The sequence below is a fragment of the Comamonas sp. C24C genome (assembly GCF_053345995.1).
Map to the genome: position 1 here is coordinate 99068 of NZ_JBKFBC010000006.1, position 16817 is coordinate 115884.

A 16817-nucleotide genomic window follows, 5' to 3' on the forward strand; every position below is an offset into this window, starting at 1 on the left:
TAAACAAGAAGCGCAAGTCTAGAGAGCCGCCCAGGCGCGCGATAGCGCTGAATTCCGCCAACCATGTCCACAAAATGTGGACAAAGAATCAGTGTTTTCTGGCGTAGAGCCGCGCCAGCGCGGATTCGATGCTTGCCGCCATGAGTGCTGCGGCGGCACTCAGCTCCGCGCCCTTGCGTACGAACAGCATCAGGGTCTGGCGCTGCAGATGTGCGTCGCGCAGAGGCACGAAACTGAGCGAGCCGCGATCCAGCTCCTCCAGCACATCCAGCGCGTTGAGCAGGGCAATGCCTTCGCCCAGCATGACCAGGCGCTGTATCAAGGCCATGGAGGTGGACTCGGCCACCGGCGTCACCTCGATGGCACTGCGCGCGAAGGCTTCGTTGAGCAGACTGCGTATGGTCAGGGCAGGTGCCGGCAGAATCAGCGGATGACCCACGCATTCGCTGAGCAGCAGCGACGACTGATGGGCCAGTGGGTGCTTGACCGGCAGGATGGCTCCGATCTGCCATTCGCTGGCTGCCAGCATGCGCAAACCGGGTCTGGGCGCCAGATCGTAGGCAAGACCCAGGTCCACCTCCCCTGCTTCCACGGCAGACACAATGGCCTGTATGGGCAGGTCGATGACACGCACGACCATCCCCGGATGGCTGCTGCGAAAGTCATGCACCAGCGATGGCAGCAAGGAGCCCGCCAGGCCCGACGTCGCCGCCACCGTGATCTCGCCGCGTCTCATGCCCTTGAAGTCGGCAATGCGCTCGCGCAGCGCTGCATGTTCGCGCAAGGTGCTGCGCACATGGGTCAGCACCATCTCACCCAGAGGCGTCAGACGCAGACGATTGTGGATGCGGTCGAACAGCGGCGCACCCAGTTCGGCCTCCAGATCGAGGATCTGCCGGTTCACGGCCGTGGGAGCCACATGCAGGTACTCGGCCGCCTTGCGGATGGAGCCGCGGCGGACCACTTCATCGAGATAGCGCAAAACTCTGGCGTGCATGCGCGCAGCCTACACGGGTTTGACCGACCGCGGAAAGCGCCGGCAGAGCACCTAGCTCTGGCGCAGCCTGTCCACCTCGGTGTGCAGGTCCTTGGCCCAGGCGCGGCGGTCGCGTCCATGGCCAGTCTCTGCCTCGCCGTAATGCACCACGGCAATCAGCTGGTCCGAGCAAAGCACGCGCCAGATGGAGCCCAGCAGGGTCTCGTCGCCCACATAGGTGGCGGCATAGCTGGTGCCGCCGGTTTTGCCATCGACAAAGCGCAGCCCCACGGGCTGCACCGGCGCATCGCATTGCACGGCGGCTTCGAGCAGATTGGAGTGAAACGAGAGCAGGCTGCGCCCGTCACCCGTCGTCCCCTCGGGGAAGACGGCCAGGATTTCGCCGCGTTTGAAGGCCTCTTCCATGGCACCCACCATGCGCACTGCATCGCGGCGCGAGCTGCGCTGGATGTAGAGCGTGCCCGCTGCCGTCGCCAGCGTGCCGATGATGGGCCAGCCCTTGACATCGGACTTGGAGATGAAGCGGCAATGGCGTGCCGCATGCAGCAAGGGAATATCGAGCCAGGAGATATGGTTGCTGACCATCAGCACCGGCCCTTTGGCTGGCGGCAGGCCTCTGACCTCCAGCTGCACCCCAGCGCGCAGCAGCAGCGCTGCGGCCCAGGCCTGCACATGCTCATGCTGCTGCTGGTAGTGCAGCTGCGGAAAGCGAAACGCCACGATCCAGGCGCCCTTGGCCACATGGGCCAGCAGACGCAGTCCGCGCCAGACTGCGCGCAAGCCGGTTCTGATTTTGTGCAAGCCGTTTGCCATGATTCTCAAAGAGTTTAGCGACTCGCCCCGCACAAGTTGCACCAACTTGAAACCGGCAAGCGCCTAAGACTGGCGCAATGCAAAGTCAGAGGTACCGAGCAAGCGCCGCCGCGCACCAAGGGTCTCGTCCTCCTCCCGATGCAACGCATCGCGAGAGGGGGAAGCGGCAAAGCCGCTCAGGGGAGCCTATCGTTGATAGGCAACAGCGCCGTCAACGATAGTCGTTACCACGCGCGCAGGCAGCTCGTAGCCATTGAAGGGAGTGCTCTTGCCCTGGCTCTGCAGCGCCTTGGGATCGACCGTCCACTCGGCCTCGGGGTCGACGATGCACAGATCAGCCACGCCGCCCACGCTGAGCTGCCCCAGCAGGGATTGCTGCTCGCCCAGCGCACTGCCCAGCACGGCCACGGGCGCCGAAGTCACGACTGCCAGTGCGCGGTTCAGCGGCACCTTGTAGTCGCGGCTCCACTTCACGGCGATGGACAGCAGCAGCTCCACGCCGGTCGCACCGGGTTCGGCTTCGGCAAAAGGCAGCACCTTGGCGTCTTCGTCCACTGGGCAGTGATCGGAAACCAGCGCATCGATGGTGCCGTCCGCCAGTGCAGCAGACAGCGCATCGCGGTCGCGCTGCTGGCGCAGCACGGGCACCACACGGGCGCTGCTGTCGAAGTAGCCGATATCGTTCTCGGTCAGCAGCAGCGAGTTGATGGACACGTCGGCGGTCACGTTCAGGCCTTCGGCCTTGGCCCGGCGCACCAGCTCCACGCCTGCTGCGCTGGAGATGCGGCACAGGTGAATCCGTGTCTGCGAGCCACGGATCAGCTCGAAGATGGTGTGCAGCGCAATCGTCTCTGCCGCCACGGACACCCCGGCCAGACCCATGCGGGTGGCCAGCGCGCCGCTGGCGGCCACGCCCTTGCCCAGATCCTTGTCCTGCGGGCGCAGCCACACGGCATAGCCGAAGGTGTTGGCGTAGCTCAGCGCACGGCTGAGCGTGGTGATGCTGGACAGCGGCACGTCCGCCTGACCGAAGGCCACGCAGCCGGACTCGGTCAGCTCGGCCATCTCGGTCAGCGTTTCGCCCTTGAGGCCTACGGTCAGCGCGCCCATGGGGAACAGACGTGACTTGTGCTGCTTCTCGGCACGGAACTTGAGCATTTCCACCAGGCCCTGCTCGTCGAGCACGGGCTCGGTATCGGGCGGGCAGACCAGGCTGGTCACGCCGCCGGCCACGGCAGCCGCCATCTCGGACTGCAGCATGCCTTCATGCTCGTGGCCGGGCTCGCGCAGGCGCACGGCCAGGTCCACCAGACCGGGCAGCACCCACTGGCCCGAGGCGTCGATTTCACGCTCGGCCACAAAACCATCGGGCACCGTGCCGATGGCGGCGATCACGCTGCCATCGATGGCGATATCGGCCTGCTGGTCGAAACCTCGTGCCGGGTCCATCACCCGGCCATTGCGAATCAGAATCTTCATGGTTTGGCACCAAATTGGCTCCCAGCCCTTGCCACACAAGCGCTAGCAGCTATAAAAACATCTCTAAAAGCCGTCACAACCAGCAACTGCAGTTTGCTTCGTCGACTTTCGCACGGGACACCGAGCTAGGGCCGCCCCGACGCGAGGTGTCGTCCCCCTCCCGCATCGCGAGAGAGGGGGAAGCCGCGCAGCGGCTCAGGGGGTGTTCAAGCCTCATTCCCCGCGACGATGGACATGACAGCCATGCGCACGGCGATGCCGAAGGTCACCTGAGACAGGATCACGGCCTGCGGGCCATCCACCACGGCGGAGTCGATCTCCACGCCGCGGTTGATGGGGCCGGGGTGCATGACGATGGCATCGGGCTTGGCCAGTTCCAGGCGCTTTTCAGTCAGGCCGAAGCTCTTGAAGTATTCCTGGCTCGAAGGCAGCAGCGCGCCGCTCATGCGCTCGTTCTGCAGGCGCAGCATGATGATGACGTCGCAGTCCTTGATGCCCTCCTCTAGATTGTGGAAGACGCGCACGCCCATGCTGGCCATGTCCGAGGGCACCAGGGTACGCGGGCCGACCACGCGAACCTCGGCAGCGCCGAGCGTGGTCAGGGCGTGGATGTCCGAGCGCGCCACGCGCGAGTGCAGCACGTCGCCCACGATGGCCACGCGCAGATTGGAGAAGTCCTGCTTGTAGTGTCGGATGGTGTACATGTCCAGCAGGCCCTGGGTGGGGTGGGCATGGCGGCCGTCGCCGGCATTGACCACATGCACATGGGGCGCCACATGCTTGGCGATCAGATAGGGAGCACCGGACTCGCTGTGGCGCACGACAAAGATGTCGGCCGCCATGGCCGAGAGGTTGTCGATGGTGTCCAGCAGGGTCTCGCCCTTGCTGGCCGAGCTGCGCGCGATGTCCAGGTTGAACACGTCGGCCGACAGGCGCTTGGCCGCAATCTCGAAGGTGGTTCGGGTGCGCGTGCTGTTCTCGAAGAACAGATTGAACACGCTCTTGCCGCGCAGCAGAGGCACCTTCTTGACTTCACGGTCGTTGACGCTGACGAAGTTGCTGGCCGTGTCGAGAATCTGGGTCAGGATGTCCTTGGACAGGCCTTCGGTGGAGAGCAGGTGGATCAGCTCGCCGTTCTTGTTGAGTTGGGGGTTGCGCTTGTACAGCACGATCAGGCCTCTTGAATGCGGAAGTGGAAAACACCGCTCTCGTCGCGCGCCAGCGCCAGGGAACGGTCGGCCGGCAGCGCCACGCGCGCTGCGGCAAAGTCGGCCTGGATGGGCAGCTCACGCCCTCCCCGGTCCACCAGAACGGCCAGTCGCACGCTGGCGGGACGGCCGTAGTCATAGAGTTCGTTGAGCACGGCGCGCACGGTGCGGCCGGTGTAGAGCACATCGTCCAGCACCAGCACATCGGCGCCGTTCACATCGAAGGCGATCTGGGTCTGGGCGCTGGAAGCCATGCCGCGCTGGGCAAAATCGTCGCGGTGCAGCGAGGAAGACAGCACGCTGGGCTTGCCCTTGAGGTTCAGATCCTTGTGCAGACGCTCGACCAGCCAGGCCCCGCCGGAGGTGATGCCCGCCAGACGGGTATTGGGGCCCATGATGCGCTGCACGCCGCGCAGCAGCTCGCTATACAGGGCTTCGGCGTCCAGGATCAGGCTGCCCTGACCCGCAATGGTTTCACTCATGGGAGACTCCTCAAAAACTGTTCAAGAATGATGCAGGCCGAAGCTGCGTCGGCGTCGCGTGCGCCACCCGCCAGGGCTTCGGTCGTGCTGTAGCGTTCGTCCACCTCGTACACCGGCAGCTTGAAGCGGCTTCTGAGCTGGCGGCCGAATTTCAGGGCCCGGGCCGTGTTCTCGTGGGCAGCGCCATCTGGGTGGTAGGGCACGCCTATCACCAGGGCATTGGGCTGCCACTCGCGGATCAGCTTCTCCACTGCGGCCAGGCGTGCATCCGCCCCTTCGGCCTTGATGGTGGGCAGCGGGTTGGCGCCGCCCAGCACGCGGTTGCCCGAGGCGCAGCCCGTGCGCTTGATGCCGAAGTCAAAACCCAGGAACTGCTGGAAATGGGCCGGTACCTCGGGCTTTTGCGGTGCGGGTGCCGCTGCAGGCCTGGCAGCCGCATTTTCGGCCGAGGAAAAAGTCGAGGAAAAGGCCGCATCGGCGGCCTTGTTGGAAGAGGAAATATCGTTCATGCGCGACCCGACTCCGGGGACAGCATCCAGCGCTGCAGACCCAGCAGGCCCAGAGCGCGGTCATAGCGCTCGTCCACCGGGGTGCTGAAGATCACCTCGGGGTCGGCTTCCACGGTCAGCCAGGCGTTTTCGCCGATCTCGGATTCGAGCTGGCCCTCATCCCAGGAGGAGTAACCCAGCGTGACCAGCACGCGCTTGGGGCCGGCACCGTCAGACAGGGCTTCGAGCACATCCTTGGACGTGGTCATCTCCAGACCGCCTGGAATGGTCATGGTCGAGGCATAGGCCGATTCGTTCTCGGGTGCGCCTTCGATGACCATGGGCTCATGCAGCACAAAGCCGCGATCGGTCTGCACCGGGCCACCGGTAAAGACCTGCTGATCGCGCAAATCATCGCGCTTGAGACCCAAATCCACTTTTTGCAGCAGGCCTTGCAGGCTGAGCTTGGAGGGCTTGTTGATAATCAGACCGAGCGCGCCACGCTCGCTATGCTCGCACAGGTAAACAACGCTGCGCGAAAACGACTCATCTTCCAGGCCGGGCATGGCAATCAGGAAGTGGTGCGTCAAGTTGATAGGCGCAGATTCTGCAGACATGCAGCGATTTTAATGGCGATCCATGACTCCTTCTTACCCTGTGGGCTTGATCTGGCTGCGGCGCGACCTGCGCCTGGCCGATAACGCGGCCCTTTATCATGCATTGCAGCAATGTGAAAAGCTGTATTGCGTCTTTGTCTTCGACGACAGCATTCTTGCCACCCTGCCCCGCGCCGACCGCCGCGTGGAATTCATCTGCCAGAGTCTGTCCGAGCTGGATGCGGCCCTGCGCGAGACCACGGGGCGCCCGCAGACAGGGCTGATCACGCGGCGCGGTCTGCCCCAGGACATCATCCCGGCCCTGGCCGGGGAGCTGGGCGCGGGCGCCGTCTTCTGCAACGACGACGACGAGCCGGCGGCTCTCGCCCGCGATGCCCAGGTGGCGCGCAGCCTCAAGAGCCAGGGGCAGTTGCTGTTGCGCTTCAAGGACCACCGCATCTTTGCGCGCGACGAGGTGCTGACCCAGAGCCTGTCGCCGTTTTCGGTCTTCACGCCCTACAAGAACGCCTGGCTGCGGAAAATCACACCGTTCTATCTCTCGGCTTACCCCAGCGAGCGCGATCTGGCGAACAAGCTGGCCGATCTGCCGGACACCGAGCGCCGCCCGATCCCCACGGCTGCGGATCTGGGTTTTGCCCCGGACACGCTGGCCGGCCTGCGCCTGCCCACCGGAGTCAGCGGTGCGCGCCAGTTGCTGGCCGATTTTCTGCCGCGCCTGCCGCAGTACAAGACGGCGCGCGACTTTCCTGCCCTCAAGGGGCCCAGCTATCTCAGCGTCCATCTGCGCTTCGGCACCGTGTCGATACGCGAGCTGGCCCGACTCGCCCATGAGGCGGCGCACAACGAGGACTGGTCTGCCGCAGCGCGCGAAGGGGCGGCCACCTGGCTCAGCGAGCTGATCTGGCGCGACTTCTACTTCCAGATCCTGGCCCACCAACCCTATGTCGTGGAACGCAGCTTCAAGCCAGCCTATGACGCTATCGAATGGGAGACGGGAGCCGAAGCCGACACCCTCTTTGCCGCCTGGTGCGAAGGCCGCACCGGCTACCCGCTGGTCGATGCCGCCATGCGCCAGCTCAATACCAGCGGCTATATGCACAACCGGCTGCGCATGGTCACGGCCAGCTTTCTGGTCAAGGACCTGGGTCTGGACTGGCGCCGGGGCGAAGCCTATTTCGCCGAAAAGCTCAATGACTTCGATCTGGCGGCCAATAACGGCGGCTGGCAATGGGCGGCCTCCACGGGCTGCGATGCCCAGCCCTGGTTCCGCATCTTCAACCCGGTGACCCAGAGCGAGAAATTCGATCCGGACGGCAAGTTCATCGTGCGCTACGTCCCCGAGCTGACGCCCTTGCCGGCCAAGCTGCGGCATGCTCCCTGGCTGGCCAAGCCGCTGGAACTGGCCGAAGCAGGCATCGCACTGGGGCGCGACTATCCCTTGCCCGTCGTGGATCATGCGGCGGCGCGAGAGAAAACCCTGGCGCGCTACGGAATCCTCAAGAAGGAGTCCTGATCTGCCTTTCTGCCTTCAGGCCCTGTGACGGTCCTGCCCAAAGGCACGGTACATGCTGCTTTACACGAGGCTGTCAGGTACCCATTAGGTTCGTCTTCAAAAAAAAGAAGCGGCTTGCGCAAGTCCCTCCTACATTTCAGACTGATATCAACCTGAAATGCAATACTGACTTGCGCAAGCCGCTTCCTTATCAGGAGCAGCGCTTATTCGACCACCACTCCCGGCTCCTCGGCAGGCCCGCCAAGCGGGCTGCGCTCGGGTGCAGGACCGCTGCGCTGCAGCGCGTAATGCCGGATCAGGCCCAGCAGTTCCTCATCGGAATAGGGCTTGCCCAGATAGTGATTGGCACCCAGATCACGGGCCATTTCACGGTGCTTCTGGGCAATGCGTGAAGTGATCATGACCACGGGCAGGCCTCCCAGCGTCTGATCGGCGCGGATATTGCGCAGCAAATCGAAGCCGTCCATACGCGGCATTTCGATGTCCGACAGCACCAGGGTCGGGCGCTCGTCCTGCAGACGCTCCATGGCTTGCAGGCCGTCGGCAGCCAGCGTGACTCGGTAGCCTTCGCGCTGCAGCAGACGCTGGGTGACGCGGCGCACGGTGATGGAGTCATCCACCACCAGCACCAGCGGCACCGTGGTCTGCGCGGCATCGGCGCCGAGCAGATCGACGCCACCGGCCTCGGCCTGCTGGCCGCCCTCGGCTGCCGCCTGCTCGGCCCTGGCCAGCATGGCGCGCACATGTTCGCCATGGACGTTGGCCAGCGCCACCGGGTTGTAGATCTGCACGACAGCACCCGAGGGCAGCACGGACATGCCGGTCAGACCCGGCAGGCGCGACAGCTGCGGGCCCAGGTTCTTGATCACCACTTCCTGGTTGCCCAGCACTTCGTCCACATGCAGCGCCACGCGCTGCGAGGCACTGCGCACAATCACCACGGGGCGCGTGCGGCCGAGGTTCTCCTCGCTGCGCAGCGAGGTCTGCCACAGCGCGCCAGCCCAGTAAAAAGGCATGACTTCGCTGCCGTCCTGGAACTCCTGCCTACGATAGCTTTCCTCCAGCACATCGACAGGTACGCGGCGCACGATTTCCACCAGATTGGCGGGCACGCCCATGGACACGGCACCCATGCGCAGCATCACCACCTGGGTCACGGCCGTGGTCAGCGGCAGCACCAGACGGAAGGCGCTGCCCCTGCCGGGCTCGGTATGGGTCTCGATACGACCGCCCAGGGCGTTGACCTCGGAGCGCACCACATCCATGCCGATGCCGCGACCGGCAACGCCCGTCACCTCGGTGGCCGTGGTGAAGCCCGGCTCGAAGATCAGGCGCGCCGCATCTTCCAGCGTCATGGGGCGCTCATCAGTCCACAGCTTGAGGCTCATGGCCTTGCTGCGAATCCGCTCCAGGTCCAGGCCGGCGCCGTCGTCTTCCACCGACAGTGCCACGTCGTTGCGCTCCTGACTCAGCACGATCTCGATGGTGCCGACAGCCGGCTTGCCCAGCGCCTCGCGCTGCTCGGGCGATTCAATGCCGTGAGCCACGCAGTTGCGCAGCAGATGCTCGAAGGCCGGCATCATGCGCTCCAGCATGCCGCGGTCCATTTCGATGGTGCCACCCAGAATGTTCAGGCGCACCTGCTTGCCCATCTCCTTGGAGGTCTGGCGCACCACGGCATACAGGCGCTCGGCAAAGGAGTCGAACTCCACCATGCGCGTGCGCAGCAGATCGCGCTGCAGATCGCGCGCCTGCCGGCCCTGGGCCACCAGATCGTCTTCGGCAGCCGCCAGATCCCGCTGCAGATTGCGCTGCACCGTGGCCACGTCGTTGACCGACTCGGCCATCATGCGCGTGAGTTCCTGCACGCGCGTGAAGCGGTCGAACTCCAGCGGATCAAAGCCGGCCGCCGTGTCCTTGGACAGGGCCAGACGCGACTGCATCTGGCTTTCGGCTTGCACCTCAATGTCGCGCAGCTGCGTGCGCAGACGCTCCAGGTTACCCGTCAGATCATGGAGCGCCGAGCGTGCCTGCGACAGACGCGCATCGACGCGCGAGCGCGCAATCAACACTTCGCCGGTCTGGGAAATCAGGCGGTCCAGCAGCTGGGCACGCACGCGCACGGTCTGCTGCGAGGCGGCGCGTGGCACCACCGGCGCCGGCAGCTGAATCGCCTGCGCGGTCTCTGCGGCGCTCTTCTCGCCAGCTTCAGCAGCCATCGCGGTCGGCGTCGCCTCGGTCTCTGCCGCACCCAGATGCAGCGCTGCCGGTGCCAGATGGTCGTCCAGCTGCGCCAGCGGCGGCTCGGGCTCCTGCTCACCGGCCATGCGCAGCACATCAAAGCTGGCCTGCAAAGCGTCGAAACTGCTCAGCAGCGGCTCTATCGCGTCGGCAGCGGGACGCTCCTGGTCGATGCGTTCCACCGCCGATTCCAGACGGTGGGCCATTTCGCCCATGCGCATGGCACCCGCCAGGCGGGCGCTGCCCTTGATGGTGTGCAGGGCACGCAGGACCTCGTTGCGGGCTTCATCCAGCGCCGGGCGCCCATGCCAGCGGCGCAGTGCGGCGCCGAGCTTGGGCAACAGGTCGATGGCTTCTTCCTCGAAGATGGGGAACAGGTCGGGATCGACCTGATCGAGCACATCGATGTCGTCTTCGTCATCGCTGGCATGCACCGCCAGCGCGATGGCTTCATCGATGCGGCGTTGCAGCTCGGCCTCATGCTCCACGCTGCCTCCGGCAGGCACCATGGAGTACGGCGGCTGCTGCGCTGGGGGCGGCGCCACATCCAGCAAGGGATCGGCAGCCGCTGCATTCACGACTTCATCGACAGGCTCCTCAGCAAAAGCATCGGAAAGCGAGGGCAAAGACGCTTCCTCAGACAGCTCGGCGGCAAAGTCCAGCGGCATATCCTTGAGGTCGGCGGGCTGCTGCAGCGCCTGCACCTCGGGCCACTCTGCCTCGTCCAGCCCGACCAGATCGACCGGCTCGAGATTGACCGACTCGCCCAGGGCGCTGGCATCGATGGTGGTGTCCAGAATTTCGCGCAGCGCCTCTTCGACGGCGGGCAAGGCTTCCTTGAGAAAACCCGCCGCAAACTGATGCAGCAGACGGCGCACCTCATCGGACGCGCTCAGGCATTGCTGAATCTGCAGCGCGCTGGCGTAGCCCTGAGGCTGCAGATGCAGCAGTGCATGCTCGAGCAAACGCGCCAGCTCAGACAAGGCCTTGAAGCCCACGGTGCCGGAGCTGCCTGCCAGCGAATGCGCCAGCGCGATCGCATCGTCAGGAATGGCTTCGCCGGGCTCCTGCAGCCACTGCTGCAACACCTCGCCCAGACGCTCGGACCAGTCGTCCGCTTCGTTGAGATAGACGTTGTACAGCGCTGTGCTGATGCGCAGGCCGTCAATATTGCGATAGCCGTCGTCCGGCTCGGCTGCCTGCTCGGGCGGCTGCTCCGTCGCCGGGACTTCGGACTCTGCTGCCTGAACCGACTCTTCGGCCACGACTGGCTCGGGCGCACCATCCAGCAAGGCTTCAATCGCCTCCAGCTCAAGCACTGCCTCTGCGGACGGCAACTCGGCCGCAGTGTCCACGGCGGCCGTCTCCACGGAAGCCGCATCTGCGGAGGCCGTCTCAGCGGAGGCCGTTTCCACAGGGGCCGTATCCACGGAGGCCGTATCCGCCTCCAGGGCGGTCTGCACGGCAATGGCAGCCTGTTCGCTTTCACGCATGGCCGCTTCGAAGGCGGCGAAGTCCAGCTCCTGCACCTCGTCCGCACTGCTTCTTTGCTCTGGCGAGGACTGAGCCTCGATCACGGCATCGACAGCAGCGCCTTCGGTCTGCTCTGGCGCTGGCTCGCCTTCCGACTCCAGCGTAGGCAGCGCGGATGCGTCGAGCGACTCCGGAGCCGCCAGCTGCTGCAACAGATCGTCGGGAATATCCAGCTGCGGCAAGGCAAAGTCGGCCGTTGTCGCCTCCGGTTCAGGAACAGGCTCCTGCCCGGGCACGGAAGACAGCTCCTCCAGGGAGAAGTCCAGTTCTGGCATGGCAAATGCGGGCTCGCTCCGGGCAGTCTGGGCATCGGAGCCGTGCTCTGCAGCCTCGGCCTCGAACGCCTGCGGCCACTCCTGCACTTCGGCGGCCAGCGCGGGGGGCAGCTCCGGCACTGGCTCGTGCGCTGCAGCGGCTTCCACCTCGGCCACGTCCAACACCGGCTCCATGCGCTCCGCGCGCTCGGAGCGACGTGGAACCAGGGCCACGTCGGCACGCTCGCCCTGCAGACGCATGGCGTCGGCGGCAGCTCGGAAGGCCGTGGCCGACCAGTTCTGCGCCTGCCGGTTCTCGATATCCCGGGCCCAGGCAGCAAAGGCTTTCAGTGCATCCTGAGCCAGCTGCTGCATGGCCTGCGGCATGGGCCGCTGCTCTGCCAGCCAAGCATTGAGCATCTGCTCCATGGCCCAGCCGGCTTCGCCAAACTCATCCAGCCCCACCATGCGCGAGCTGCCCTTGAGCGTGTGAAACGCACGGCGCAGCGTGGTCTGTTCGCTCAGATTGCCGGGCTCATCGGCCAGAGCCTGAAGGGCCTGCAGGCCGTTATCCACGACTTCACGGGCTTCCTCCAGGAAGATGGACAGCAGCTCATCATCGCCATCCAGCTCTTCGGCGCTCAGCTCGGCAGCAGCAGACAGGGGCTCTGTCGCAGCAACTGCTGCGCTGCCCGGGCCGGCCGGATCCTGGCCTGCATGAGAAGCAGTGACGGCCTCATCCGCTGCCGGTCTGCCCGATTGCATGTCCGCAAACACCTGGGCCATGGCATCGGCCAGGGCATCGGAGCCTGCCACCGCCGGCTCGGACGCAACAGGTGCAGGCCTTGCCTCGAAGTCGGGCAAGGCACCTGGCTCGGTTGCGGCCCAGGGCGGGGTGTCCTCATCGTCTGTGAGCCCAACCTGCAAGGGCTGCGGCTGTGCCGCAGGCTGCACTTCGGCGGGCGGCGGCGGTGCAGCGACCGAAGGCTCGATGGCCGCTGCAGCTGTTGGGATGGCCGCTGCGGCAACCGCTGCGACCGCAGGCTGCGCGGATGGCACGCCATCCATGGGAATATCCACGGTCGGCCGGAAAGCTTCGGGGCCGCGACTGCGGCTGTGACCCATGACGATGCGTAGCTCGTCCTTTTCCTCGTCATAGACAAACAGCTTGCGCGCCATATTGCGCTGGTAGCTGAGCATGTCGATGAGAAAGCCCATGGCGCCCAGGCTGCTGCCCAGCTTCTCGAAGATACGGGGCTGATTCTCGACCGCCACCTCGCCGAGCATCAGATGCTCGACGGTGTCACGCATGCGCTGCATGGCGGTCGCAGCCTGCTCGAAGCCCAGCACCGACAGCACGCCGCGCATCTGCGCCATCTGGCCCGGCACCGAGGCCAGCACCGAGATGTCGGAGGGGTTACGAAAGAACAGATCCAGCTGCTTCTCTGCCTCGCCCAGGGTGATGCGCAACTCGCCCACCACCGATCCCATGGTCTGCTGGTCGCTGGCCTGACGGTAGAGCTCCTCCATCCAGATTTCCAGCGGCTCGGACTGCGCGCCATGCAACGCCGCATCCAGGCGCTGGACCAGCACGCTGGACTGGGCGGCCTGTATCTCGTCGTCATGCCCGGCGGTCATGAAGCTGGCCTGCAGATACAGCACTGCGGTTGCCACCTCCATGGCCAGCTCGGCCGGTGGTGGCTCGCCGATGCGCTCCACCGTCTCGGCCACACGAATCAGCGCGCGGGCCAGACCGTGACTGACAGGCTGCAACTTGACCAGCGACTCGGACACCAGCCCGAACTGCTCGGCCATGGACCGGATCTTGCTGCGGTCGCCGCCGGCGACCGCTGACCAGGTTTCGGCGGCGGCGGCAATGCGCTTGCGCGCCTGCACCAGCACCGAGGGATCGAAACGCCCATAGCGCGCCACGTGGTAGTCCACCACCGGCATATGCTCCATGGCATAGGCCTCGTGCACGGCCTTCAGGCTCTCGCCGGCCTGCTCGCGGGGCTTGGCCTGCGCGCAGAAGAACATCAAATCCTGCAGCAGGCGGGCGGGCGGAAGGCTGTCGCCCTTGGCCATGCTGGCGTACTGCATGAGCACGCGCGAAGCCATGCGCTTGACGTAGATGTCGGCGGTGATGAGTCCGCGTGCCAGGCCGTCAAAGAAGGCCGCGGCAATCTTCCAGAAACTGCGCGCCGCCACATCTTCGGACTGAGCGGCCGCAAAGCGCCGGCAGAGCTCGCACATCTGCGCAGCTGCTTCCTGGTCGTCACTCTTGACCATGCGCAGCACCACGCCGTCCAGCATGGCACGTGCATGCGGACCATAGGCCAGCGGCTCGGGCATGGTCCCGGTCCAGCGGGGCTCGCGCGCACGGCGCTCCGCAGGCCACAGGTCTGCCGGGTGTGCCTTGTCGTTGCCGGCCAGCACCTGGGTCTCGCGGTACTGGGGGAACAAGGCTACGGCAGAGACCTGCTGACCGGCCAGCACGGCCTCCAGGAATTCCATCAACGCAAAATGCGTGCGCTCCAGCGTGGTCGCCGCTTCCTGCGTGCAGTATTCGGGACGCTGTACGAAGCGGTTGACCGCAGCTTCCATGCTGCGCATCACCTGCGCCGGAGCGGTGACGCCCACCATCTCCAGGGCGCCGCAAGCCTGGTGCAGTTGCTGGCGAGCAATGCGCAGCGCCGATGTATCCAACTCCTCAAGATCAGACAAACGGGCTGCATCCGCATCGCGCATGAAACGGTTCACCGCCTTGGACGCCGCCTCCAGCGACTTGCGCACTTCATCGAGCACCCAGGCCAGCGGGCCCAGATCCTGCTCTGCAGTTGCAGACATGGCTGCACGTATTGGCGAGTCGTCAACCACTGACATGCTCTAGTTCCTTAACCCTCAAGGGTCGTGCATTTTTATGAGAGAAAGAGCCAGTCAAATCAGGCAATCTTGAATCGGGAAACGGACTGACGCAGCTCTTCAGCCATATGGGAGAGCTCGCGCACCTGCTGTGCAGTGGTGCGGGTGCCCTCGCCGGTTTGCTCGGTCACGGCAAAAATATGCTGAATGTTTTCCGCCACGCCGTTGGCCATATTGGCTTCACGCGAAGTGGAGTTGGAAATCTGCTCGATCAGCTCGGCCAGTCGGCGCGACACGCTGTCGATTTCAGACAGTGCGGTACCCGCAGAGTCGGACAGACGGGCTCCTTCGACCACGCCCTGGGTAGAACGCTCCATGGCGGCCACGGCATCCTGGGTATCGGTCTGAATCGCCTTCACCAGCGCGGCAATCTGTCGCGTGGCGTCGGCAGAGCGCTCCGCCAGACGCTGCACTTCTTCGGCCACCACCGAGAAACCGCGACCGGCTTCACCGGCGGACGCGGCCTGAATGGCGGCGTTCAGCGCCAGCACGTTGGTCTGCTCGGTAATGTCCGAAATCAGCTCGGTAATTTCACCGATCTCCTGGGACGATTCGCCAAGGCGCTTGATTCGCTTGGATGTATCCTGAATCTGATCGCGGATGGAGTTCATACCGCCGATGGCGTTCTGCACGGCCTTGAGACCCGAGTCCGCAGCCTGCAGCGACTGGCGGGCCACCTGGGCCGATTCCTGCGCCTGGGCCGAGACGTTGTTGATACGGCCGGCCATGTCCAGAATCGACTTGCCGGTTTCGCGAATCTCATGCAGCTGCTCGTTCGATGCAGCCAGCAGCTCGGTCGAGGTGACGTCCACCTGTTCGGTGGTCTGGGCCACTCGGGTCACGGTGTTCTGCACCGAACCCACCAGAGCGCGCAGCTCTTCCACCGTGTAGTTCACCGAGTCGGCGATCGCGCCGGTGATGTCCTCGGTCACGGTGGCTTCCTGCGTCAGATCGCCTTCGGCCACCGATTGCAGCTCGTTCATCAAACGCAGAATCGCCGCCTGGTTGGCGTCGTTGATGCGCTTGGCTTCCTGCTCCTGCAAACGGGCATCGACCTGATGGCGCTCGGCTTCCTGCTGACGCGCACGGCTGTCCAGCAGCTGCACGCGCGAGATGCCGATACCGCTCAGAACCGCGGCCAGAATGGCCACGGCCAGCAGCGCCAGCTGCAGCATGCTGGCTCCGCCCAGTCCCTGCAAAGCCGTCTGCAGCTGCTCCAGCTGCTGACGCAGCGGTTCGCTGTCGTTGTTGATGCTGGCCTGCGCCTCACGGGCCGATACCAGACCTTGCAGATTGCCCAGAATGGCGCTGGCCTGCGTGCGCGTGTCGTCGTACTGCTTGATCAGCGTCTCGAGTTGCTCGCGCACCTGAGGGTCGCGTGCCGCCGACAGCCGCATTTCGGCGCTGCCGTTGAGCAGACCTTCGGAGATTTCCTTGAAGGAGTTCAAGTCCTTGCCGAGCAGGAACACGGCCTCGGGGCTCACGCCCTCCAGGGTCTGGAATTCATTGGCAGACTTGGCAATCCGCTGGGTCAGCATCACCAGCTGGCCGGCAGCAGAGATCTCGGCCGCACCGGCACCCTGCTGCAACTTCAGCGAGGAAATGGTTTCAGCGGTTTCCAGTAGATCGGAGGACTGACGGTTGATGGTGCGCAGCGCGTCGCCCACCTGGGTCAGCGTCTTTTGCTGTCCGAGAATCATCCCCGCACTCTTTTCCGCGCGCTCCATCAGGGTGCTGATGGAGCTGAGCTCGTCCTGCAAGCCGCCGCCCAGCGCATTCACGCCCAGATCGGAATCGCCGCCAGCCAGCGCTCGCACGTTGCGCGCAAGAACGCCGGCGCTGTCCTTGACGTCGGCAAACGCAGGAGCTGCCCCCGTCATGGCGATGGAGACCGACTTGGCCAGACGCTGCGACTGCATCAGCGCCTGACCGGTTGCCGCCAGCTGCTGATTGGAGTTGTTGGCTTCGCGCAGCATCCAGGCCGACAGCACTACCAGCACCAGCACCGAGCCACCCAGCAGGGTGAACAGGGTGCGCTGGTGCTTGGCGGTCGTGGCCGTGCCAAGAATGGGCAGGCTCACCAGTTCATCCGCACGGGCAGCCTCCTCGACGCCGAAGACGGAAGGTGCCCCCTGCACGCTGTTGAGCGAGCCGTCATACAGATCCTGTACGACCGTGTCTCCCATCATGCTGCTATCACCACTGGCGGCTGCCGCGATGGGCTTGCGTCGGAACAACTGATTTATTTTCTGTGCAAAGGACATAGCGCT

At 64.9% G+C, this 16817-nt stretch carries 10 protein-coding genes; 1 reads left to right on the forward strand and 9 read right to left on the reverse strand.

Translation table 11 applies throughout. From position 1 onward, the window contains the following. Positions 1 to 88 precede the first annotated feature (88 nt). From ACLBXN_RS12840 to ACLBXN_RS12870, 7 genes are all read right to left on the reverse strand, one after another. The gene (locus ACLBXN_RS12840) at positions 89 to 997 is read right to left on the reverse strand and encodes a LysR family transcriptional regulator (RefSeq protein WP_039049770.1); all 909 of its coding nucleotides are present in this window, start codon (positions 995 to 997) and stop codon (positions 89 to 91) included. 51 nt (positions 998 to 1048) lie between these two features. Continuing rightward, the gene (locus ACLBXN_RS12845; RefSeq protein WP_447612382.1) at positions 1049 to 1810 is read right to left on the reverse strand and encodes a lysophospholipid acyltransferase family protein; all 762 of its coding nucleotides are present in this window, start codon (positions 1808 to 1810) and stop codon (positions 1049 to 1051) included. A gap of 186 nt (positions 1811 to 1996) precedes the next feature. Further along, complete coding sequence (locus ACLBXN_RS12850; protein ID WP_343678443.1) at positions 1997 to 3289, reverse strand: dihydroorotase; 1293 nt, start codon at positions 3287 to 3289, stop codon at positions 1997 to 1999. A 206-nt stretch (positions 3290 to 3495) separates the two neighbouring features. After that, positions 3496 to 4458 carry an aspartate carbamoyltransferase catalytic subunit gene (locus ACLBXN_RS12855; protein WP_003051536.1) on the reverse strand — a complete coding sequence of 321 codons (963 nt, stop codon included), beginning with the start codon at positions 4456 to 4458 and terminating at the stop codon, positions 3496 to 3498. A 2-nt stretch (positions 4459 to 4460) separates the two neighbouring features. Then, a complete protein-coding gene (gene pyrR / locus ACLBXN_RS12860; RefSeq protein WP_034366447.1) occupies positions 4461 to 4979 on the reverse strand; it encodes a bifunctional pyr operon transcriptional regulator/uracil phosphoribosyltransferase PyrR in 519 nt (172 codons plus the stop codon). Continuing rightward, positions 4976 to 5488 (reverse strand): Holliday junction resolvase RuvX, encoded by a 513-nt coding sequence (gene ruvX, locus ACLBXN_RS12865; RefSeq protein WP_039049773.1) that lies wholly within the window; start codon positions 5486 to 5488, stop codon positions 4976 to 4978. The genes pyrR and ruvX overlap by 4 nt, the downstream gene beginning before the upstream one ends. Beyond that, a complete protein-coding gene (locus ACLBXN_RS12870; RefSeq protein ID WP_003051525.1) occupies positions 5485 to 6084 on the reverse strand; it encodes a YqgE/AlgH family protein in 600 nt (199 codons plus the stop codon). Before ACLBXN_RS12870 ends, ruvX begins: the two co-directional genes overlap by 4 nt. 22 nt (positions 6085 to 6106) lie before the next feature. Here ACLBXN_RS12870 and ACLBXN_RS12875 point away from each other — a divergent pair, with 22 nt between their 5' ends. Then, positions 6107 to 7597, forward strand: coding sequence for a cryptochrome/photolyase family protein (locus tag ACLBXN_RS12875; protein WP_447612383.1), 1491 nt, complete (start codon positions 6107 to 6109; stop codon positions 7595 to 7597). A 203-nt stretch (positions 7598 to 7800) separates the two neighbouring features. On the opposite strand, the gene ACLBXN_RS12880 is transcribed toward ACLBXN_RS12875, so the two are convergent. Continuing rightward, positions 7801 to 14508, reverse strand: coding sequence for an Hpt domain-containing protein (locus tag ACLBXN_RS12880; RefSeq protein ID WP_447612384.1), 6708 nt, complete (start codon positions 14506 to 14508; stop codon positions 7801 to 7803). A 59-nt stretch (positions 14509 to 14567) separates the two neighbouring features. Then, complete coding sequence (locus ACLBXN_RS12885) at positions 14568 to 16811, reverse strand: methyl-accepting chemotaxis protein (protein ID WP_447612385.1); 2244 nt, start codon at positions 16809 to 16811, stop codon at positions 14568 to 14570. Positions 16812 to 16817 lie beyond the last annotated feature (6 nt).

What these genes read in the sequence shown, in the direction of transcription:
- ACLBXN_RS12850 (WP_343678443.1), bottom strand. Translation starts at nt 3,289, where the DNA reads ATGAAGATTCTGATTCGCAATGGCCGGGTGATGGACCCGGCACGAGGT.
- pyrR (WP_034366447.1), bottom strand. Translation starts at nt 4,979, where the DNA reads ATGAGTGAAACCATTGCGGGTCAGGGCAGCCTGATCCTGGACGCCGAA.
- ruvX (WP_039049773.1), bottom strand. Translation starts at nt 5,488, where the DNA reads ATGAACGATATTTCCTCTTCCAACAAGGCCGCCGATGCGGCCTTTTCC.
- ACLBXN_RS12880 (WP_447612384.1), bottom strand. Translation starts at nt 14,508, where the DNA reads ATGTCAGTGGTTGACGACTCGCCAATACGTGCAGCCATGTCTGCAACT.
- ACLBXN_RS12845 (WP_447612382.1), bottom strand. Translation starts at nt 1,810, where the DNA reads ATGGCAAACGGCTTGCACAAAATCAGAACCGGCTTGCGCGCAGTCTGG.
- ACLBXN_RS12875 (WP_447612383.1), top strand. Translation starts at nt 6,107, where the DNA reads ATGACTCCTTCTTACCCTGTGGGCTTGATCTGGCTGCGGCGCGACCTG.
- ACLBXN_RS12885 (WP_447612385.1), bottom strand. Translation starts at nt 16,811, where the DNA reads ATGTCCTTTGCACAGAAAATAAATCAGTTGTTCCGACGCAAGCCCATC.
- ACLBXN_RS12840 (WP_039049770.1), bottom strand. Translation starts at nt 997, where the DNA reads ATGCACGCCAGAGTTTTGCGCTATCTCGATGAAGTGGTCCGCCGCGGC.
- ACLBXN_RS12870 (WP_003051525.1), bottom strand. Translation starts at nt 6,084, where the DNA reads ATGTCTGCAGAATCTGCGCCTATCAACTTGACGCACCACTTCCTGATT.